Origin of the sequence: Paraburkholderia dipogonis (assembly GCF_042680985.1) — a bacterium.
Lineage (GTDB): Bacteria > Pseudomonadota > Gammaproteobacteria > Burkholderiales > Burkholderiaceae > Paraburkholderia > Paraburkholderia phytofirmans.
The window spans coordinates 377587-398754 of the sequence record NZ_JBHUFR010000018.1; the positions used below are offsets into that span (position 1 = coordinate 377587).

Below are 21168 nucleotides of genomic sequence, written 5' to 3' on the forward strand. Positions count from 1 at the left end.
GGCCGTCGCTTATAGCTGATGTGTTGCGCCAGTGGAACGCAATTACGCTACAGCCGTTCCGCACTATATCCAGCCGCGCCGTGGCAGCTCTCCACTCCCTGAATCCCGCCCGTACAGGTCGTGTATTTACCGTCCATGAAAACTGGATCACGAAGCGGTTCATCACTGCACGAACCGAATGCGAACTGCCCAACCTCCGATTCCACGACCTAGGCCATGAGGCGGTCTCCCGGCTCTTCGAGAAGGGCTTCAACATGATAGAGGCGTCAGCCGTGAGCGGCCATAAGACTCTTCAGATGCTCAAGCGATACACGCATCTGGACCCTAGGAGTTTGGCGGCGAGGCTCGGATAGCCAACCTTACAGGTTCGGCTCCAGTGCGCCTGGCTCCTTGGGCACCATCGGAACGCGGGCGTCAACAGCGACGGCGAAACGAGTTGCGAAATCCACTGCGAAAGAAAAGTCCTCTGGAGTGAACGGGCCTATGCCCAGCCAAGGAGTTCGCTTTAGCGTGCCATCTCTCTTCTGCACAATGCCCGGAACCAGCCCTTCAAAAAGGTGCAACTCATTCACATCAAGCGATAGCGCAAGCATCAATGACACCCGATTTGAGGATGCCGTCAGCTTTTCAACATACCGCTTTAGATCATTTGACGCCTCTTCTCCAATGGCATCGTATACTGAAAGGGGTATACCGATAAGCATTTGCGCCCCGCCACGATACTTTACGGATGAGAGGATACGGGCGGCGGAAATCTCAAAAGCTTCTGCGCATAGGCCACATACTTCTTCGAAGTCCTCCCTCCGCAGTGCCTCTTCGGCCGCCTTAATTTTAAACTTCACCACATCAAAAGAAATTAGGTTTGCTAGCGAGATGTTCGCGAACGTCAATGCAAAAAACTGCTCAATCGCCAAGTCTAAAAATTGTTTTACATATTCGACCAAACGAACCGCATCCATCTGATTGGGCGAGAGCCCATAGTGCTTAAAATTCACGCGGGCTTTGTTGACTTCCAGCAGCTGCGCCCGGCGCGGCACCTTTTTTCGAGAATCGTTCACCGCCGCACTATCGATGTAGTCCATCAATTTTGCGAACTCGTCTTGCAGCTTACCTGTTTGAACGGGAACGCTCTTTACAATCGCACGCAAGCACAACTCTGCCGCGTCCTGAGCAATCGACACGGCCAGCCCTTGGCTCACGGCCCCGCCCTTCGCAAGATACCGTTCTGCTTCCCCGTAAAGCTGCTTACACAACACTAGCTGATTGATTTCCAAACTTTGTACCCCATTGAAAGATGCGCGCTTACGAGCCCCTCTTATGGAGCCCCGGATCAATATACTTAAGATAGATAGCTGAGCTGGTAGCGATGTACTGGTAAGGGGTAGCATCCACTCACCCACACATCCATCAACAAAGAGAGAAACCCAGCAGAGTGACCAGTGGGCCACTGAAGATTAGCTGAACATTGCCCACTGGGCTCCGTGCTGGCTGTCTCTCAACACTCCCGGCTCACTGCCCCGGTATTACCTGTGTACTGGGTGAACACAGCCTGCATTACTTCCTCGATCTGGTCTGCCTGGTCTTCCCTCACCAGGACAGCATCATGGATTGGTATCCAAAGCACCGTTGAAGGTGCTCTCACGGAGCTTGTCAATCTGCCCACGCGTGGTGTCATTGAGCTGCCTGAGGTTTGTCGCCTTGGCGAGTAGCTCAGCGTTATCAATGAGGTCTTGCGAAGTGGCAGTGCCAGCGCTCAGCTTCGATTGCAGGCCTGACATTGCCGCACGCTCGTCCTGGCTCAGGAGCTTTTCGCTGGCTGCCTGCTTCATGATCTGGTCGAAAGTCACATCCTCCAGCTTGTGAATCGGAGCACCGTTCAAGAACATCGCGAGCTGGTAGTTGCCATCCTTGCTGTAGATGAGACCCACGGATTGCTGAGGCTCAACGGGAATGCCAAGCACGGCCCCTGCTGCGCGAGATACGGGCCCCGGACCATCGTGAATGCCATACTTCTCACGAGCCTTCGCGATATAGCTAACAGGTATTGATTTAGGCGCTTCGGGCACCCCCACCGAGGTCTAGCGCGATGGCCGCCTAGCTTCCCGGCTAGCAGCCTTTTGACGAAGCGTCGGAACTTACTCTGCGGTGACTGCGCCTGCACCCACCGAGCAGTGGCTATTGAGCGCGTTGAGCAGCTATCGTGTAGGGCGCGAGCATACGACTCCACCGTTCGCGAAGTTCCGGCAGCCTTTTGAGATCAGCCTGCATATTCCGAGCGCGTTGGATAGAAATACTATGTCTGTCGCCTTGCGTGAGTTGCTGCATCGCCTCTGCGACGGAATTGCGGCTTTCTAGCCACGCAGTCATTTCCTGAACCGAACCGCCTGTGTCCCCTAAAATCACGACAGCAAACTCATCTGCAACATCTTCATTGTCCCAGCCGGGAAGCCCCCAGAGCCTCAACAAGGTATGCGCCATTTCGTGAGCCTCGACCGCCCAGAGTGCTGCGGGATGAGCGCCCAGTTCATTAACCAGTTCGGAGCAAATCACGATGTCAGGATTGGACCACGCGTTGACCGTTCCACAGGGCTTGACCTGAACACTGAACTTTGGGAACACGTAGACCTGCTCCAGAGACCGGATGGGTAGCTCTACGATTTGCTTTATGGGTTCTCGGACTTTCGCAGGCCGCATTCCGAATCGAACCACCTGGTAAACAACCCGAGTCGGCACGCCTGAGGCAGAGGTAATCGCAAGCACTCCGTTTTTCGTGCTGGCTGCGGCGGGAAACAGCTGATTCGTCATACTCCCCGCAACTTGATTGAACGATGCGCGGCTACTGAAGTCGCCACCCCGGTCAATCTCAACCGTGTCAATGTACTTGACGACTACGGGGTGATCCGCCTTAAACGTGAGCATATACCGGTCATGGTACGGGGTATCCATCAAGGGAATAGCAATCGGCTTGTTCGATATTGTCTGGTCCCCGACTGCGTCAATCGCGCTGTACTTCTCAGACACCGTTACAGGGACTTGCGCCGACGTGGGAGCGGCAACAATTAGCGAGGTGATAAGTCCCAGCAGGAGTCTGAATGACATCTTATTCATTTTGGGTAGATAACTAGAGTCGCATGAATGTTTTCGGAAGCTCTAAACTTCCGGTAGCCACCTTGCTTTATCGGCACGAAATCCGATGACTAAAGCCCTCTCCCCCGCGCGCAAACAGAAAAGCCAAGGAATCAAGCCTTGGCTCTTGCAGCACATGCGTCACCGTTCAAATTACACTCGCTTTGCCGCGTAGTCTCATTATGGTTTGACGGCTCGTATTGAAGTCACGCGCCAGCGCAGCCACGGCATCCCCTTGAGCCAACCTGCGGGATACTTCCGCCTGCTGTTCGCTGGTCAGGGCCGATGGCCTGCCAAACTGTTTCCCCTCAGCCTTAGCGCGGCTGATGCCTGCGTTGGTCCGTTCAATCAGTAGGTCCCGTTCAAACTCCGCTACCGCGTTCAATACCTGCATGGTCATCCGCCCAGCGGCACTGGTCAGGTCAACACCACCCAATGCCAAGCAATGCACCTTTACGCCTAGTTCGCTCAGTGCCTCAACCGTTGCGCGCACGTCCATCGCATTGCGCCCCAAACGGTCCAGCTTGGTCACCACAAGGATGTCACCCGATTCCATGCGGTCCATCAGGCGGGTAAAGCCTGGGCGCTCGGAGGCAGCCACTGAACCGCTGATAGACTCCTCAACAATTCTGCGCTTGTCGATGGAGAAACCAGCACGCTCAATCTCAAGGCGCTGGTTCTCAGTGGTCTGGTCCGTGGTGGACACTCGACAATAGGCAAAGACACGGGACATGTTGGACACCTGTACGAAAGAGATGTCCGAATCTTAGAGCATGTCCGAATAGTTTACAAGCCCACTTTCGTACACCCTTGCCAGCCCATGTACGAAACCGAACGCTTTTGGACATTCAAGTTGACGCAGAGCCTACCGACAACCAGTTACCGGGTGGATGAGTGGAGCGCGCCCCGCCCTATGCGAAAACAAACAGCCTCTACTTTTGGGGATAGCGATGCGGAGAGTAGCTGCAATAACAGCGGTGGCGCTGTCCATCGGGTGTGGCGTGGCCAGAGCACAGGAGCTGCCCAGCGATACAGACCTCAGAGCAGCCTATTGTTTGACGCTCGCCAACGCAGATATCAATGTGTATCGGCAAGCCCTGAGCGATGACCAAGCAAAGCCCACAATGACCACACAGGGCGTGCGAATGGTTCAGCAGCTACTAGCGAGTAGCCAAGAGCGGGCTGGGAGACTTCAGCGATATCTACTGCCACGCCTAGGCCATCTGGACCCGCTCCCAATTGCCACGGCCAATGCGCAAGCGAAGCAGGACCAAACAAACGTCATCGCTTCGGCTGATCGATGTATCGCAGCCTGTAATGGCGCTCCTGATGTCTCAGCATGTATGAGGACTTGCGGGGGTGATGCTCTCATCCACGTGCAGAGATGCAACCAGGTTGATTGGCTGCCTTACTGATTTCGCTAACGAGATGCGCGCGCCCACGTCAGGGTATCGCGCGCGCTACCTGATGCGCGTCTAAGGGGCCGCGCGTCGATGCCCATGCGTGGAAACGGGAGGGCCACAGGGGGGAATCCGCTGCGGGACTTTATCAGATGGGTCCAGAGATTTTTGTGGCTAACATTTGAAGGCCTACATCGTTCGCATCGAAAGCCAGTCATCTGCCCACGCTTGGCTTACTAGTGAGCCAAATGATAATGTGCGGTCAACCACTGGGCTGCCAAGGTGCCCATACATCCTGCCGCGCTGCCGATGACCAGCGCTAGCCAGTTAATCCATAGCCACTTCACGAATTGCTTCCACCGTGGAAGCTGTGACTGCAAGGGAGCGATTCCAGCGACATTCGCGACGGCGGTTAGACCATCAACGTTCTTCGCTTTGAGCAGTTCATCCTTGCTTGTCGAATTGCCCTCAAGTTCCAGGTGTTTCGAATCTTCAATTTCAAACATCGCCACGAGTCATCCCCTCTTCTTAAGGGAGTGGACAAACTCCTGAACCAACCCGGCGGCGCGGGATAATCGACCGGCTGAGGAAGTTGCCGCTTGACGCTGTTCTAGATGCTGATTATCACGGGCAGTAAAGCCGTCCACCCGAAGCGCCCGGACGGGAGCGGTGACGTCTATGAAAGCAGATGAGCTGACAGTGACCTTCTCGCAATCAACCATGTCAATACCACGGTCTGTGCCTTCAAATGTACTCTCTTCAAAGCTCATGTTGCGGCAGCCAACCATTACTACTCCAGTGGTCTTTCGCATATCGCTCCCCGTTTGTGCCAAGTAATAATGCCATAAACACTGGCGAACGCGGCGTGGCAAGATTAGTGGTAACTCCAAAACCCTGCCACAGAAACACGCCGACCTGCAAGGCTTTGCAGGCTGCGCTTCGATTCCTAGATTCCGGCCCTGGCACCAAAGAATTCGAAAGACTGCTGTTTCAGTATTTCCTCGAACCCCGCTAGCACATGCTGCTCGCGGGGTTTGTCGTTTCTGGCCCGTCTAAAAAACCTCAAGGGATTCAAACGGCGCGAGCGCGAACGTCGCCCTCACGCCATTCGAAACACCTTACCGCCCCACGACCCGCGCCCCACCCTGCACAGCCGCGCGCCGGCGCTTGAACACATATCCAGCCCACATCACCACCAGCCACGCCGGCACCAGCCACACCGAAACCGACAGACCCGGCGTCATCGCCAGAATCACGAGGATCAGCGCCATGAACGCGAGGCAGATCCAGTTGCTGACCGGAAACCAGAACGACTTGAACACGAGCGTCTCGCCGGCCGCGACCATCGCCTTGCGCGACTTGAGATGCGTCAGGCTGATCAGCGCCCAGTTCAACACGAGCGCGGCCACCACGAGCGCCATCAGCAAGCCGAGCGCTTCGGCGGGAATCAGATAGTTGACGATCACGCACGTGAACGTGGCGAGCGCCGACAAGCCGATCGCCATATACGGCACGCCGCGCCGGTCGACCTTCATCAGCGCGCGCGGCGCATTGCCCTGCTCCGCGAGGCCGTACAGCATGCGGCTATTCGCATACACGCCGCTGTTGTACACCGACAGCGCGGCAGTCAACACCACCACGTTGAGGACGTTCGCGGTCAGCGTCGAACCGATCTGCGAGAAGATCATGACGAACGGACTGCCGCCGGCCGCCACTTCGTTCCATGGGTACAGCGACAGCAGCACCGTCAGCGAGCAGATGTAGAAAATCAGAATCCGGTAAATCACCTGATTCACGGCCTTCGGAATGCTCTTCTGCGGCTGGTCGGCTTCCGCCGCCGTAATGCCGATCAGCTCGAGCCCGCCGAATGAAAACATGATGACCGCGAGCATCATGAACAGGCCATGAAACCCATGCGGGAAGAATCCACCGTAGGACCAGAGGTTGGTGATCGAGGCTTGCGGGCCACCGTGTCCGCTGATCAGCAGGTAACCGCCGAACACGATCATGCCGATCACCGCCACGACCTTGATGATCGCGAACCAGAACTCGGTTTCGCCGTAGGCTTTGACGTTGGCAAGATTGATCGCGTTGATCAGAGCGAAGCACACCAGCGCCGACACCCACGTCGGCACGCCCGGCCACCAGTAGTGAATGTAAGTGCCGACAGCGGTCAGTTCGGCCATGCTGACGAGCACGTACAGCACCCAGTAGTTCCAGCCGGACAGAAAGCCGGGAAAGTCGCCCCAATACTTGTAAGCGAAGTGGCTAAACGAACCGGCCACCGGCTCCTGCGCCACCATTTCGCCCAACTGCCGCATGATCATGAAAGCGATGATGCCGCCGATCGCGTAGCCGAGAATCATCGAAGGTCCGGCTGCCTGCAACACGCTGGCAGAGCCGAGAAACAGACCGGTGCCGATCGCGCCGCCCAGCGCGATGAGCTGGATATGGCGATTCTTGAGCCCGCGCTTCAGGCCGTCTTGCTGTTGTGCACTATTCAACGTTGCGCCCCAGTGTATGGATATCGATCACCCGATCGGACTCGTGGTCCGGCCCGGCAGAACCTGAAATTTTACCGTGGCCGATAAAGCCTAAATACTGGGAGCAACCCGCGCTTGGTTCTGCGCCGCACTTAACGGCGAGGATAGTGATTGTCACTGGCGCAGGGCTTCTGTATGTTGCCCTAGTCGAGCTTTAAGCCTTCGGAGATTCAACATGTCGCCCAAACGTCTGTTTTGCGCCGCTGCTGTGTGTCTCTGCTTCACGGGGGCCGCCGCGCTCGCCCAGACTAACGCGCCCGCCGCGACGCCCGCGCCCGCGCCTGCGCCTGCGCCCGCCATGGCGCCAAGCGTGGCGCCCGCGGCCGAGCCGGCCGACGAACCGGGCACGGAGGCAAGCGCGCCCGAAGCGCCGACGCCGGCACCGATGGCACCGATGGCACCGATGGCACCGAGCATGCCCCCCGCCGCGCCGCCCGCCAAAGCCGCCGCCAAAGCCGCCGCCGCACCGCCGCCCGCAGCGCCCGCCGCACCCATGGCCGGCCCGGTGCGCAACGTCGTGCTGGTGCACGGCGCGTTCGTCGATGGATCGAGCTGGAACGGCGTGGTCGCCAAATTGCAGCAGAAGGGTTATCACGTGAGCTCGGTGCAGAATCCGCTCACCTCCCTCGCCGACGATGTCGCCGCAACCCGCCGCGTCCTCGCGCGTCAGAACGGCCCGACCATTCTGGTGGGACATTCGTGGGGCGGCGTCGTGATTACCGAGGCGGGCGCGAACGCGCCGAACGTCGCCGGCCTGGTGTATGTCGCGGCGATCGCGCCGGACCTGCACGAGTCGGCCATGGATCTGATGAAGCGCGCCGCGCCGGCGTCCGGCGGCGCCGGCATCATGAAGGATTCGAGCGGCTTCCTCTGGCTCGACCGCACGAAATATCACGCCGACCTGGCTGCGGATGTCCCCGAAAATCTGACGCGTGTGCTGGCCACCGCGCAGGTGCCGATCGCCGCGACGGCTTTCAGCGAAACGGTCAGCCAGGTCGCGTGGAAGGAAAAACCGTCGTGGTACGTGCTCACGACTCGCGACCGTGCGGTGTCGCCGGAAGTGGAAAAATTCATGGCCGACCGGATGGGCGCCAAGATCGTGCCGATGGCGTCGAGCCACCTGGCGCCCGTGTCGCACGCGGGCGCGATCGCCGACGTGATCGACCGCGCGGCGCGTGAATTGAGCCGGCAGCAATAGTCGAAGTCAGGCGTATGCGCGAATGCCTTCGCGCATACGCCAGTCGCTCCCAAACTCGTCTCAGCGCAGATTGGTCGTCGCCAGTTCGACGACCTCATCCCCGCGACCGTTCAGCACCGCCTTCAGCATATACAGGCTGAAGCCCTTGGCCTGCGCCCACTGGATCTTTGGCGGCATCGCGAGTTCGTGCTTCGCGGTCACCACGTCGATCACGGCCGGACCCGGATGCGCGAACGCCTCGCGCAACGCCGGCTCGATGTTCTCCGACAATTCGATTCGGACACCGTATATTCCCGCGCCTCGCGCGATCGCCGCGAAGTCGGTCGTCGCCAGATCGGTGCCGGCCTCCAGATAACCGCCCGCCTTCATCTCCATCGCGACGAAGCCGAGCACGCTGTTGTTGAACACCACGACCTTGATCGGCAGATCGAGCTGGCGCGCGGTGAGCAGATCGCCGAGCAGCATCGACAGCCCGCCGTCGCCCGATAGCGAAATCACCTGGCGGCCCGGCTCGACCGCCTGCGCGCCCAAGGCCTGCGGCATCGCGTTGGCCATCGAGCCGTGATTGAACGAACCGTGCAGCGTGCGCTTGCCGTTCATGGTCAGATAACGCGCGGCCCAGAGCGTCGGCGTGCCGACGTCGACAGAAAACACCGCGTCCTCATTGGCGACCTTGTCGACGATGCTGGTGAGGTATTGCGGATGTATCGCGCGACCCGGCGCGGACGGCCGTGCTAGATCGTCGAGGTCTTTGCGCGTATCCGCATAGTGCTTGCGCGCATTCTCCAGGAAACGCCGGTCGCTCTTATGCTTGAGCCGCGGCATCAGCGCCTGCAAGGTCGCCTTCACATCGCCGACCAGACCGAGCTTCAACGGCGCGCGCTTGCCGAGCGCCGAACCGCGCCGGTCGATCTGCACCACGTTGCCGTGCGACGGATAAAAGTTGCGATACGGGAAATCGGTGCCGAGCATCACGAGCGTGTCGCACGACATCATCGCGTGATAGCCGGAGCTAAAGCCGATCAGCCCGGTCATGCCGACATCGAACGGGTTGTCCCATTCCACGTATTGCTTGCCGCGCAGCGCATGCACGGTCGGCGCGCCGAGCTGATCGGCGAAGGCGACCACTTCGTCGTGCGCGCCCGCGCAGCCGCTGCCGCACAGCAGCGTCACGGCGCCCGCCTGGTTGAGCAGATCGGCGAGCCGGTCGAGATCCGCCTCGGACGGCACGATCGTCGAGCGTTCCAGCGTGCCGGCCCATGCGGGCGTCTCGTCGGGCGCATCGCCCAGCGCGACGTCGCCCGGCAGCACGATCACGGCGACGCCGCGCTCTTCGATCGCGGTGCGCATGGCGCGCGCCAGCACGCGCGGAAACTGCGACGGGTTCGTCACCAGTTCGACGTAGTGACTGCACTCCTTGAACAGCTCTTGCGGATGGGTTTCCTGAAAGTAGCCGAGGCCGATTTCCGAAGACGGAATATGCGCGGCAATCGCGAGCACAGGTTGATGATTGCGATGGCAGTCGTACAGGCCGTTGATCAGGTGCAGATTGCCGGGACCGCAACTGCCCGCGCAGACGGCGAGCTTGCCGGTCGCGGCGGCATCGGCGCCGGCGGCGAAGGCGGCCACTTCTTCGTGGCGCGTGTGCATCCAGCGAATCGAACCGAGGCGTTGCAAGCTATCCGACAGGCCGTTCAGGCTGTCGCCCGTCACGCCCCAGATTCGCTCGACGTCTGCCGCCGCCAGTGTTTTGGCCAGATAATCCGCGATAGTCTGCTTACCCATGCTGTACCCCGCTCAGTGAGAAAGACGCCGCCTCCGGAATGCAGGAGAGTAACGCTTCCTCACGAAACGTGCAGTCACGGTGCCGCTGTAAGCGTGGTGCAATGGCCGCGTGTGAAAACGGCCCGTTGCCGCGCGCTCAGCGCAGCATGAACGACATCGCGGACAGGCAATTCAGCATGCGAACCACATGTTCCGCCGACGCCGCGCTAAAGCGCAGCGTGACTGCGTCGACACGTGTGAGCGTCGGCCATTGGCAGAACAGATCGGCGAGCGCGCTGGTTTGCACACGCAGTTCGCATTCCACCGGCTTCGCCTCGGCGCGGGTCGATTGACGCGCGTGTCCCCTTGCGAGATGCTGCTGGACCACTTCACGCGCGGCGGCTTCGATAGCGGCGCGCGCGCTGGCCGGCGATTGCGTGACGCCGCTCGCATGCCCCGTCGCGCTCTTGGTGACGACAAAACGCGCGCCCGGAAAACGCGGCGCGGTTTCTTCGGCGAAGACGTCGTCGCCGGATAAAAGCCCTACCTGTGCACCATATTCTTCCGCCAGCGCGCCATAGATGCCCGCCTCGCCGACCTCGACGCCGTTCAACGAAACGCGTGCGAAAGCAAAGCTGTTGACGGTGTGGGCGAGGATGCCGCGCGTTTGCGACATGGCGTGATAGCCGATCATGAAGACCAGCGCCGCGCCGTATTCGAGCCCGGCCATCATGCCCAAAGTGCGCGGCTTGCCGAGCACGATCTGCGCGCGCGCGTCGAGCAGGTCGGGCAGCAAATTGCGAAAGCCGCCATGAGAGTCGTTGACCCACACTTGCGTCGCGCCGCCGGCGAAGGCGCCTTCGATCGCCGCGTTGGCTTCGAGCGTCATCCAGCGGCGCGCGGCTTCGTATTCGCCGTTGCCCGCGCGTGTCTGTTCAGGGTGAAACACGCCGGCAATGCCTTCGATGTCGGCGGAAATAAGGACTTTCATCAGCGAGTGCGTTCGAGTAGTTGGGCAAGATCGGGCACGGAGTCACGCAGCGATAGACGCTGGTGAGCGTCGCGCCCGGTTACGGATACGGCGCTCCACAAGGCGTCGAGAATCGCCTGCTCGACGCTGTCGGCGCATGCGCGAAAGAGCGGGTCGAGACGTTCGTCGGCAAGAAGCGGTGGGAGCGTGATGAAGTCGGCGCCGTGCGGCACGGTATAGGCCGTTGAAAACGCGAGCGCGATATCGCCGCTGCCGTGGCCGTACACCGAACCCGTACGCGCGAGACCCGCCGCCGCGCGCAAGGAGAGACGTTTGAGCTGGCGTGCGTCGAGCGGCGCATCGGTGGCGACGATCACGATGATCGAGCCTTGCTCCGGCTTCATTGTGGACGTGGCCGATGATGCCGCCGTCGCCGCTTTGGCCGCTTTGGCCGCCCGCTCGGCGAGCATACGGCCGAGCGGCGTGCCGTCGACGGTCAGCATCGGCAGGCGGCCAAAGTTCGCCAGCACGAGTGCGCCGACGGTATAGCTACGGTTCGCCACGCCCACCACGCGCGACGCATTGCCAATGCCGCCCTTCATATCGAAGCACGACATGCCGCGCCCCGCGCCGACCGATCCGCTTGCGACACTTGCGCTGGCGGCTGCACACGCATCGTCGAAATGTTGCGCGGTGACGGCCAGTGCCTGGATATCGTTCAGATACCCGTCATTGCATTCGAACACCAATGGATTGACGGTCGACCACTCGCGCCCAATTCGCGGATTCGCGCGAATGGCCGCACGAATCTGCGCCTGCGCGACGGCGCCGACACCGAACGTGTTGGTCAGCGCGATCGGCGTTTCCAGCGTGCCGAGTTCTTCGACTTGCACGAGCCCGATACTTTTGCCGAACCCGTTGATCACCGACGCCGCCGCCGGCACCTTCGCGAGAAACGGATCGCCGTCATGCGGACGGATCACGGTCACGCCGGTTTGCACGGCGCCTGCATCGAGCGTGCAATGTCCGACTGTCACGCCATGTACATCCGCGATCGTGCCGAGCGGACCGCCTGGCAACGTGCCGATATGCGGCGCGTTTTGAAGCTCGCTCGAATTCATGGCCGGTCGAGCTTCGGATCGAGCGCATCCCGCAAACCGTCGCCGAGCAGATTGAACGCCAGCACGGTCAGGAAAATCGCGAGACTCGGAAACAACGCGATATGCGGCGCCGTGACCATGTCCGCGCGCGCTTCATTGAGCATCGCGCCCCACTCCGGCGTTGGCGGTTGCGCGCCGAGACCGAGAAACGAGAGGCTCGCAGCGGTAATGATCGAGGTGCCGATACGCATCGTGAAGTACACCACCACTGAGGAAATCGTCCCCGGCAGAATGTGCCGCACGATGATCGTCCAATCCGACGCGCCGATGCTGCGCGCCGCCTCGATATACGTGAGTTGCTTGAGCATCAGCGTATTGCCGCGCACGAGCCGCGCGAACGCCGGGATGCTGAAGATCGCGACCGCGCAGATCACGTTGATCATGCCGTTGCCGAGAATCGCCACCACGCCGATGGCCAGCAAAATGCCGGGAAACGCGAACAGCACGTCGGCCACGCGCATGGTGATGCGGTCCCACCAGCCTTCGTAATAGCCGGCCAGCAAACCGAAGAACGTGCCGATCACCGCGCCGATCGCAACGGACAGAAAGCCCGCTTCAAGCGAAATGCGCGAGCCCGCGAGAATGCGGCTGAAAATATCGCGGCCCAGCGAATCCACGCCGAACCAGTGCGCCGCGGACGGCCCCGCGTTCAACGCGTCGTAGTCGAAGAAATTCTCCGGGTCATACGGCACGATGTGCGGTGCGACGATCGCGACCGCAATCAACAGCAGCACGAAGATGCCGGCGCCAAGCGCCACGTGCTGCTTACGGAATTTGCGCCAGAACTCGCTCCACGGCGTGCGGATCGCGCGTTCGGTTTTGACAGGGTTGGCCGCGTTCGGCTCGGTGGCGGTCGTGCTCATGCGGGCCTCACTTGAAACGGATGGTGGGGTTGATCACGGCGTACAGCACGTCCACGACCAGATTGATGATGATGAATTCCAGCGAGAACAACAGCACTTCAGCCTGGATCACCGGATAGTCGCGCATCGAAACGGCATCCACCAGCAGGCGTCCGAGGCCTGGCCAGTTGAACACCACTTCCACCACGATTGAACCGCCCAGCAGAAAACCGAATTGCAGACCCATCATCGTGATGACGGGAATCATCGCGTTGCGCAGGCAGTGTTTGACGATCACGAGACGCTCGGGCACGCCCTTGGCGCGCGCGGTCCGCACAAAGTCTTCGTTCATCACTTCGACGAACGACGCCCGCGTGAAGCGCGCCATCACCGCCGCGACGGCCGCGCCGAGCGTGAGCGACGGCAACACATAGCTCTGCCACGAACCGTCGCCGACGATCGGCAGCCAGCCGAGCTTCACCGAAAAAATCTCCATCAGCAGCATGCCGAGCGCGAAAGCGGGAAACGAAATACCCGATACCGCGAGCGTCATGCCGAGCCGGTCCGGCCAGCGGTTGCGCCACACGGCAGAGACGATGCCGATGCCCATGCCCAGCACGACCGCCCACACCATGCTGGCGAGCGTGAGCAGCAGCGTCGGCATGAAGCGCTCGCCGATTTCCTGGCTGACCGGGCGCTTGCTGCGCGTCGAAATGCCGAAGTCGCCGTGCGCGATCTTCACGAAGAAATTCGCGAACTGCTGCGGCATCGGCTTGTTCAGGCCGAGATCGGCACGCACCAGCGCGACAGTCGCCTCGTCCGCATCGGGACCGGCGGCGAGCCGCGCCGGATCGCCCGGCAGCATATGCACGAACAGGAACACCAGCACGGCGACGATGAAAAGCGTCGGCAGCAGGCCAAAGAGACGTTTGACGAGGAAATTCAGCATGACATTCAATCCGGCAATGATGCGGGCAACGAAAGATCTTGTGCGGCGCGTAGCGGCACGTAGCGGCGCAAAGCAGCGACCGTGCAACGCGGCGTGCCAATGAAACGGCACACCCGCGCTCACGGCCGGCTCATCACTTGATCGCGATCTCGTCGAAATTGAACGAACCGTCCGGCGCCACATACGCACCCGACAGACGCTTGCTGCGCGCGTACACGACCTTCTCCTTGACGAGGAAAATCCACGGCGCGTCGGCCCAGATGCGTTTTTGCGCGTCCGTGTAGAGCTCGGCTTTCTTCGTGCGGTCGGTGGTTTCGAGCGCCTGCTTCAGATCGCTGTCGACGGTATCGTTCTTGTAGTACGCGGTGTTGACCATCTTCGGCGGGAACGAGACCGACGCGAGCAGCGGCGTGATCGCCCAATCCGCTTCGCCCGTCGACGACGACCAGCCCGCGTAGTACATGCGAACCGGCGCCGTCGCGGCGTCTTGCGCGCTTTCCACCTTGGCGACGCGTTGACCCGCTTCGAGCGCTTCGACCTGCGCCTTGACGCCCACTTGCGCGAGCTGCTGCTGCACGAACTGGATCACCTTCTGCGCGGTCGAGTAGTTATACGCGGACCACAGCGTGGTTTCGAAACCGTTCGGATAACCGGCTTCCTTCAGCAACGCGCGCGCCTTGGCCGGATCGTACGGCCACGGGCCCTGCTTCACCGCGTAGTCGACGCCTTGCGGCACCACGCCGTCAGCCGGCGTCGCGTAACCGGCGAACACGACCTTGGTGAGCGCGTCCTTGTTGACCGCATAGTTCAGCGCTTCACGCACCTTCGGATTGTCGAACGGTTTCTGATTCACGTTCAGGCTGATATAGCGCTGAATGATCGACGGCGACGCGATCAGATCGACCTTCGGGCTCGACTGCAATTGCGCGGCCTGTTCGAACGGCACCTGGAACGCGAAATCCGCTTCGCCGGTGCGCATCAACGCAGCACGCGTGTTGTTGTCGACCACCGGCTTCCAGTCGATCGCGTCGACCTTCGGGTAACCCTTCTTCCAGTAACCGGCAAACTTCTTCACCGTCAGATCGCCCGCCGGATCCCACTTCACCAGTTCGAACGGACCCGTGCCGACCGGATGGAACGCGATGTCCTTGCCATACTTCTTCAGCGCGTCCGGCGAAATCATTACCGCCGACGGATGCGCCAGCACGTTGACGAACGCCGAGAACGGCGCCTTCAGCGTGATCTTCACCGTGTACGGATCGACCACTTCGGTCTTCTCGATGCGGTTGAACATGTTGTAGCGCTTGAGCTTGTTCGCCGGATCGGTCACGCGGTCGAAGTTCGCTTTCACCGCCGCTGCGTTGAAGTCCGTGCCGTCCTGGAACTTGACGCCGTGGCGCAGCTTGAACGTGTAGACCTTCGCATCCGGGCTGGCTTCGTAGCTGTCGGCCAGCACGTTGACCAGCTTCATGTCCTTGTCGAAGCCGAACAGCCCCTGATAGAACGACTTCGCGACGGCTTGCGAGAGCGTGTCGTTGGCATCGTACGGATCGAGCGTCGTGAAGGTTGAGGCGACAGCCATTACGGCCGTGGTGTCGGCGTGCGCCGCATTGCCCGCGAGCATCGCGAACACCACCGCGCCGCCGCTGATCAGCGCGCGCAAACGAAACGGAGAAGACGGGACCAGCAGGTTCATGAGGTTGGCTCCAGGCTGCGAAATGAAAACAGGTTGTGATGCTGCGAGAAGAAACGTGTGGCTAGAGGTTCTGCTATCTGGTTTTAGTACGCGCCACCCACGTGATGCCGGGCGACGAAATGATCCGGGCCGACTGCCACGAGCGGGGCCACGATAGGCTCATCGTTCAGCGCGCGGATCGGGCTCGGAATCTCGTCGGCGGCGAGCATGCGCTTTGCGTGACGGCGCGCCGGATCGGCAACCGGCACCGCGCCCATCAGCTTGCGCGTGTACGGATGCTGCGGCGCTTCGAACACCGCGCGGCGCGGGCCGATTTCGACGATCTGGCCGAGATACATCACCGCGACGCGATGACTGACGCGTTCGACCACGGCCATGTCGTGCGAAATGAACAGATACGCGACGCCGAGTTCACGCTGCAGATCGAGCATCAAATTGACGATCTGCGCTTGCACGGAGACGTCGAGCGCCGACACGGATTCGTCGGCGATCACGACTTTGGGGTTCAGCGCCAGCGCGCGCGCAATCGCGATGCGTTGCCGTTGACCGCCGGAGAATTCGTGCGGATAGCGCCGCGCGGCTTCGGGCGGCAGGCCGACTTTGTCGAGCAGCCACGCCACCCGCGCCTGCGCTTCGGCGCCCTGCGCGACGCCGTGCACGAGCAACGGCTCCATGATTGAAAAGCCGACCGTCAAACGCGGATTCAGCGACGCGAACGGGTCCTGGAAAATAAACTGGATATCGCGGCGCAGCGCCTGCAATGCGGGGCCGGTCAGCGAGCTGATTTCCTTGCCGTTGAATTCGATCGACCCGCTTTGACTTTCGACCAGACGCAGCAGCGAGCGGCCCGTGGTCGATTTGCCGCAACCGGATTCGCCGACCAGTGCGAGCGTTTCGCCGGGCCGCAAATCGAAGCTGACTTTTTCCACCGCATGCACGCGGCCCGTTAGGCGGCCGAACAACCCGCTCTTGACCGGAAAGCGCGTGACCAGATCGCGAACCCGCAGAATCGGCGGCGTGGTTTCCTGCACCAGCGGCTGCGTTTCTTCCGCGACGGCGGCAGCGGGACGCACGGCCTGGTCAGTGCCGCTCAGGCTCGCCTGCTCGACGGTCAGGATCGGAAACTTGGCCGGCTGATCGGTGCCTTGCATCGCGCCGAGACGCGGCACGGCGGCGAGCAACGCCTTCGTATAAGGATGCGACGGCGCGGCGAACAACGCGTCGGAGGCGCCCTCTTCCACCTTCTCGCCGCGATACATCACCAGCACGCGGTCCGCCACTTCGGCGACCACGCCCATGTCGTGCGTGATGAAGATCACGCCCATGTTCATCTCGTCCTGCAAGCCGCGGATCAGTTGCAGAATCTGCGCCTGGATCGTCACGTCGAGCGCGGTGGTCGGCTCGTCGGCGATCAGCAATGCAGGTTTGCACGACAGAGCCATCGCGATCATCACGCGTTGACGCATGCCGCCCGACAGTTGATGCGGAAACCGCGCCGCCACACGCCGCGCCTCAGGAATGCGCACGAGTTCGAGCAGACGCAGCGTTTCAGCATGCGCGGCGGAGCGGCTCTTGCCCTGATGCAACGCGATCGCCTCGCTGATCTGATCGCCCACCGTGAAGACCGGATTGAGCGAGGTCATCGGCTCCTGAAAAATCATCGCGATGTCGGCGCCGCGAATCGAACGCATCGTGCCGGACGACGCTTTCGCGAGGTCAAGCACGCTGCCGTCGCGGCGCCGGAAAGCGATGCTGCCGCCGGCAAGGCGCCCACCGCCATGCTCGATCAGCCGCATCAACGCGAGCGAGGTCACTGACTTACCCGAACCCGATTCGCCGACGATCGCCAGCGTCTCGCCGCGCTCGACCGTCAGCGACAGATTGCGCACCGCGTTAAAGGTGGTGTCGCCGCTGCGGAAGGCGACCGACAGATCGTCGACCGCGAGCACGCGTTGTGGCGGCAAGGTTTCGATAAGCGGACGGGCGGTGTGCGATGAAGTCGGCACGGTGGTTCCTTTGAATTCGAACGCGGCTAACGGGGGTTCAAGCGGGGGTTCAAGCTGTGAGCGGCCAGACTGACTAGCGGTAAATCGCCGTGACCGGCGTTTCGCCGAGCCGCGCGAAACCGCGGTACATGCCTTCGGTGTTGAACGGCAGCGTGACGTTGCCGCGCGCATCGACGGCGATCAGGCCGCCGCGTCCGTCGATCTTCGGCAGGCGGTTCATCACCACGTCGTCGGCTGCTTCCTGCAGCGATACGTTGCGGTAGGCCATTTGCGCGGCGACGTCGTAGGCCGCGACCATGCGCATGAACATCTCGCCCGAGCCGGTGGTCGAGACCGCGCAGGTCGCGTCGTCCGCATAGCAGCCCGCGCCGATCAGCGGCGTATCGCCGACCCGCCCGACCTGCTTGTTGGTGACGCCACCCGTCGACGTCGCCGCCGCCACATGGCCGTGCTGATCGAGCGCGACCGCGCCGACGGTGCCGAACTTGCGGTTCGGATCGATCGGTTCATGCGGCGTCGGATCGTCGTCATTCGAAGACGGCGCGGCGGCGAGCGTCGCGCCATCGTGATCGAGCATGGCGCGTTGCTGACCGCGCGCGATCAGCCATTGACGATGACGCGCCTCGGTATGGAAATACTGCGGCTCCGCAAATTCGAGACCTTGCGCGGCGGCGAACGCTTCCGCGCCTTCGCCGGTGAACAGCACATGCTCGCTGCGTTCGAGCACACGGCGCGCGGCAAGAATCGGATTGCGCACGCGTTTCACGCAGCAGATCGCGCCGGCTTCGAGCGTGCTGCCGTCCATGATCGCTGCGTCGAGTTCGTGCGTGCCGGCCGCTGTGTAGACCGCGCCGTGGCCCGCGTTGAAGAGCGGACAATCTTCGAGCAGGCGCACGGCTTCGCTGACGGCGTCGAGCGCGCTGCCGCCGTCGGCGAGCACGCGCTGCCCGGCGCTTAGCACCGCGTGCAAGGCAGCGTGGTATTCGGCTTCGGCGCTGGCCGACATCGACGAGCGCAGGATCGTCCCTGCCCCGCCATGAATGGCAATGACTGCGTTGGAGTTCATCGTTTGGCTTTCGTAGTGCGAGGAGTACGGGAAGTGCGGGTGGCTCGGGTCGCGCCGCGCGCGGGCCGCGCGTTCGTGCCGGCGGCCTCCGCTTGTGGATCGACGAGCCACGGCAGCAGGAATTCGCTGACTTCGGCGGCGGCCTTCACCGAGCGTTTCGCGCGATACGCGACCGCGTCGCACAGCGCTTCGATCACGGCGAGCACGGCCGAATCGGCGTTCGCCGCGAGCCGCCGATCGGCGCGGATGTAGAGCGAGATATCGGCGAACTGCGCGAGCGGTGAACGCGGACTGTCGGTGAGCGCAAGCACGCGAGCGCCACGGCCTGCCGCGCGATGCGCGAGTTCGATCGTGTCTTCGACGTAGCGCGGAAAAGCGAGGCCGATCACGAGATCGCTCTCGCTGGAAGCGAACAGACGCCGCGCGGCATGCGACGGTCCGCCCATCAGCGCGAGCGACTGCACGTTGTCGTGATACGGCATCAAGCCGTGTTCCATCAGACCCGCGAGAAACGCGCTGGCGCCGAAGCCGAGCACGAACACGCGGCGCGCGGCGATGATCGCTTCGACGGCGGCTTCGGCCGCGGCGCTGTCGATTGCCGTGCGGGTGGCTTGCAGATTGTTGGCGGCCTGTTCGAGCGAGGCGTCGACCACATCGTCGCCGGCTGCGAGCGACTCCTGCGCACTGCGCAAGCGCTCGACCGGCGCGAGCGTCGCCTCGAAGCCACGCACCAGCGCCTCACGAAATTGCGGGTAGCCGTCGAAACCGAGCGCGCGGGCGAAGCGATTCGCCGTCGCCACCGAGGCGCCGACCACGCTCGCCAGTTCGTCGATCCGCATGGTCGCCGCGCGAAACAGATTGGCCAGCACGTAGTCGCCCATGCGCCGGTGAATCGGCGTGAGGGTCGGCATGGCCGCGGCAATGCGTGCGGCAATGGCCTGCTCGGCGGAGCCGGATGCAACGGACGGTTGATGAATCATGCGAGCGAGGGCGTGCCGGAGACGTAATGAAAATGAATGAAAGTATATTTACACGGAAATCTCGTAGAAAAAAATTCATTTTCATTTTCGAGGGTTTTCACCGACGAGCGGCGCTGAAAAACGACGCGTGTCGGACGCACCGACACGCAGTATGAAAATCCGTTTTCAGCAAACCGCGGCGCTTTGCTCTGGAATGCGAGCCAGCCGCGCCGCCGGCGACATCACGATGATCGACGCCTGCACGAGGAACGCCACTGCCGCCGCGACCAGACACGCGTCCATGCCCCAGCGCGCGCTGATCGCCGCACCGAGCAACGCGCCCACCGGCCGCGCTCCGTAGGTGGCGGTGCTGTTGAGCGCGGAGACGCGGCCCATCATCCGTTCGGGCGTGATGGCCTGGCGCAGCGTGGTCGAGCCGACCACCCACAGAATCGGTCCGGCGCCGAGCAGGAAGAAGCTCAGCATCGCCAGCCAGAACGACGGCGTGACGAGTGTCGCCACCATCACGAGCGATGCGAGCAGCCCGCACGACGGCCCGATAATCAGCACGCGGCCGAATGCGAGACGTCGCGCGATGGCGGGTGCAGCGAGCGCACCGCACACCATGCCGACACCGTAAGCGCCGAGCGTCACGCCAACCGCCGACGCGCTCAGACCCAGCCGATGCACCGCGTACGGCACATACACCGCTTGCAGCACGAAGAAGCCGAGGTTGAAAAAAACCGCGGTGGCGAGCATCGGACGCAGCAGCGCATCGCGCAGCACGAAACGCGTACCGTCGCGCAGTTCCAGCATGAAGTGACGTTGCGGCAACGCCGTGCGCGGTGGCTCGCGCAAGCCCGCCAGCAACGCGACGGCCAGCGCCGACAGCGCGGCCGCGCAGCCATACGCCCAACCCGCGCCGATCCAGCCGACCAGCAGGCCGCCGAGCGCGGGCCCCGCGGAATACGCCACGCTGCGCGCGAGTTCGAGCCGGCCGTTCGCGCTGGCATACGCTTCGCGCGGCACGAGCGCGGGCACGAGCGACGGAGCCGCGACGTTGTAGGCCACGGTGCCAGTCGCGGCGATGAAGCCGAGCGCGGCGAGCAGCGGCAAGCTCAGCGTATGGGTCATGACGAGCAGCAGCACGCACAGCATGGCGATCGCGCGCACGCTTTCGGCGAGTGTCATCAACGTGCGGCGCGAGCGGCGGTCGGCCCAGACGCCGAGCGGGATCGACAGCAACAGGAATGGCAGCGTCTGGGCGGTTTGCAACAGGCCCGTATCGCGCGCGTCGGCGCCGAGTGCGAAGACCGCGACGAGTGGCGCGGCGGCGAGGCTGATCTGCTCGGCGGATTGCGCGACCAGGTTCGACCACCCGAGCCGCTGAAAGGCGGCCGGCAGTCGAGGCGCGGAAGATGTTGAGGATGTAGCGTGCATCGATGAACTCCTGCAATGTGACAAGAAGGAGTTCATCGTCGTCCGACTC

Annotated in this window: 19 protein-coding genes; 2 read left to right on the forward strand and 17 right to left on the reverse strand. The window is 62.1% G+C overall.

The window, feature by feature from the left end; translation table 11 throughout:
* Nucleotides 1-80: 80 nt before the first annotated feature.
* A complete protein-coding gene (locus ACFSNN_RS25390; RefSeq protein ID WP_244322814.1) occupies nucleotides 81-353 on the forward strand; it encodes a tyrosine-type recombinase/integrase in 273 nt (90 codons plus the stop codon).
* A gap of 6 nt (nucleotides 354-359) precedes the next feature.
* Here the strand turns inward: ACFSNN_RS25390 and ACFSNN_RS25395 are convergent, their stop codons facing one another.
* The 7 genes from ACFSNN_RS25395 to ACFSNN_RS25425 all read right to left on the reverse strand — a co-directional run bounded on the left by ACFSNN_RS25395 (nucleotide 360) and on the right by ACFSNN_RS25425 (nucleotide 7030).
* Nucleotides 360-1274 carry a hypothetical protein gene (locus ACFSNN_RS25395; protein ID WP_134458033.1) on the reverse strand — a complete coding sequence of 305 codons (915 nt, stop codon included), beginning with the start codon at nucleotides 1272-1274 and terminating at the stop codon, nucleotides 360-362.
* A 327-nt stretch (nucleotides 1275-1601) separates the two neighbouring features.
* Complete coding sequence (locus tag ACFSNN_RS25400) at nucleotides 1602-1961, reverse strand: hypothetical protein (protein ID WP_134458032.1); 360 nt, start codon at nucleotides 1959-1961, stop codon at nucleotides 1602-1604.
* 214 nt (nucleotides 1962-2175) lie between these two features.
* Nucleotides 2176-3099, reverse strand: a complete 924-nt coding sequence (locus tag ACFSNN_RS25405) for a DUF4344 domain-containing metallopeptidase (RefSeq protein WP_166799277.1) — start codon at nucleotides 3097-3099, stop codon at nucleotides 2176-2178.
* 175 nt (nucleotides 3100-3274) lie between these two features.
* Nucleotides 3275-3859 (reverse strand): recombinase family protein, encoded by a 585-nt coding sequence (locus ACFSNN_RS25410; RefSeq protein ID WP_134458030.1) that lies wholly within the window; start codon nucleotides 3857-3859, stop codon nucleotides 3275-3277.
* Nucleotides 3860-4762: 903 nt separating this feature from the next.
* The gene (locus tag ACFSNN_RS25415) at nucleotides 4763-5038 is read right to left on the reverse strand and encodes a hypothetical protein (RefSeq protein WP_134458029.1); all 276 of its coding nucleotides are present in this window, start codon (nucleotides 5036-5038) and stop codon (nucleotides 4763-4765) included.
* Nucleotides 5039-5041: 3 nt separating this feature from the next.
* Nucleotides 5042-5338, reverse strand: coding sequence for a hypothetical protein (locus ACFSNN_RS25420; RefSeq protein WP_134458028.1), 297 nt, complete (start codon nucleotides 5336-5338; stop codon nucleotides 5042-5044).
* 306 nt (nucleotides 5339-5644) lie between these two features.
* Nucleotides 5645-7030, reverse strand: a complete 1386-nt coding sequence (locus ACFSNN_RS25425) for an amino acid permease (protein ID WP_134458027.1) — start codon at nucleotides 7028-7030, stop codon at nucleotides 5645-5647.
* Nucleotides 7031-7244: 214 nt separating this feature from the next.
* Between ACFSNN_RS25425 and ACFSNN_RS25430 the strand changes: the two genes are divergently transcribed.
* On the forward strand, nucleotides 7245-8267 hold the full coding sequence (locus ACFSNN_RS25430) for an alpha/beta fold hydrolase (RefSeq protein WP_134458026.1): 1023 nt from the start codon (nucleotides 7245-7247) through the stop codon (nucleotides 8265-8267).
* Nucleotides 8268-8327: 60 nt separating this feature from the next.
* Here ACFSNN_RS25430 and poxB read toward each other — a convergent pair whose 3' ends face one another.
* The 10 genes from poxB to ACFSNN_RS25480 form a co-directional block, all read right to left on the reverse strand.
* Nucleotides 8328-10052, reverse strand: coding sequence for a ubiquinone-dependent pyruvate dehydrogenase (gene poxB / locus ACFSNN_RS25435; RefSeq protein WP_134458025.1), 1725 nt, complete (start codon nucleotides 10050-10052; stop codon nucleotides 8328-8330).
* 136 nt (nucleotides 10053-10188) lie between these two features.
* The gene (locus ACFSNN_RS25440) at nucleotides 10189-11022 is read right to left on the reverse strand and encodes a M55 family metallopeptidase (RefSeq protein ID WP_134458024.1); all 834 of its coding nucleotides are present in this window, start codon (nucleotides 11020-11022) and stop codon (nucleotides 10189-10191) included.
* Nucleotides 11022-12122, reverse strand: a complete 1101-nt coding sequence (locus tag ACFSNN_RS25445) for a DmpA family aminopeptidase (RefSeq protein ID WP_134458023.1) — start codon at nucleotides 12120-12122, stop codon at nucleotides 11022-11024. Before ACFSNN_RS25445 ends, ACFSNN_RS25440 begins: the two co-directional genes overlap by 1 nt.
* Nucleotides 12119-13024, reverse strand: coding sequence for a glutathione ABC transporter permease GsiD (gsiD, locus tag ACFSNN_RS25450; protein WP_012434093.1), 906 nt, complete (start codon nucleotides 13022-13024; stop codon nucleotides 12119-12121). The genes ACFSNN_RS25445 and gsiD overlap by 4 nt, the downstream gene beginning before the upstream one ends.
* A gap of 7 nt (nucleotides 13025-13031) precedes the next feature.
* On the reverse strand, nucleotides 13032-13952 hold the full coding sequence (gene gsiC / locus ACFSNN_RS25455; protein WP_134458022.1) for a glutathione ABC transporter permease GsiC: 921 nt from the start codon (nucleotides 13950-13952) through the stop codon (nucleotides 13032-13034).
* Between the two features lie 133 nt (nucleotides 13953-14085).
* Nucleotides 14086-15648 carry a glutathione ABC transporter substrate-binding protein GsiB gene (gene gsiB / locus ACFSNN_RS25460; protein ID WP_134458021.1) on the reverse strand — a complete coding sequence of 521 codons (1563 nt, stop codon included), beginning with the start codon at nucleotides 15646-15648 and terminating at the stop codon, nucleotides 14086-14088.
* A gap of 83 nt (nucleotides 15649-15731) precedes the next feature.
* Nucleotides 15732-17654 carry a dipeptide ABC transporter ATP-binding protein gene (locus ACFSNN_RS25465; protein WP_134458020.1) on the reverse strand — a complete coding sequence of 641 codons (1923 nt, stop codon included), beginning with the start codon at nucleotides 17652-17654 and terminating at the stop codon, nucleotides 15732-15734.
* A gap of 73 nt (nucleotides 17655-17727) precedes the next feature.
* Nucleotides 17728-18720: an isoaspartyl peptidase/L-asparaginase family protein gene (locus ACFSNN_RS25470; protein ID WP_134458019.1), complete on the reverse strand. Its 993-nt coding sequence runs from the start codon at nucleotides 18718-18720 to the stop codon at nucleotides 17728-17730.
* Complete coding sequence (locus ACFSNN_RS25475; protein ID WP_134458018.1) at nucleotides 18717-19700, reverse strand: MurR/RpiR family transcriptional regulator; 984 nt, start codon at nucleotides 19698-19700, stop codon at nucleotides 18717-18719. The genes ACFSNN_RS25470 and ACFSNN_RS25475 overlap by 4 nt, the downstream gene beginning before the upstream one ends.
* Nucleotides 19701-19865: 165 nt before the next feature.
* Complete coding sequence (locus ACFSNN_RS25480) at nucleotides 19866-21119, reverse strand: MFS transporter (protein ID WP_377688780.1); 1254 nt, start codon at nucleotides 21117-21119, stop codon at nucleotides 19866-19868.
* Nucleotides 21120-21168: the final 49 nt, after the last annotated feature.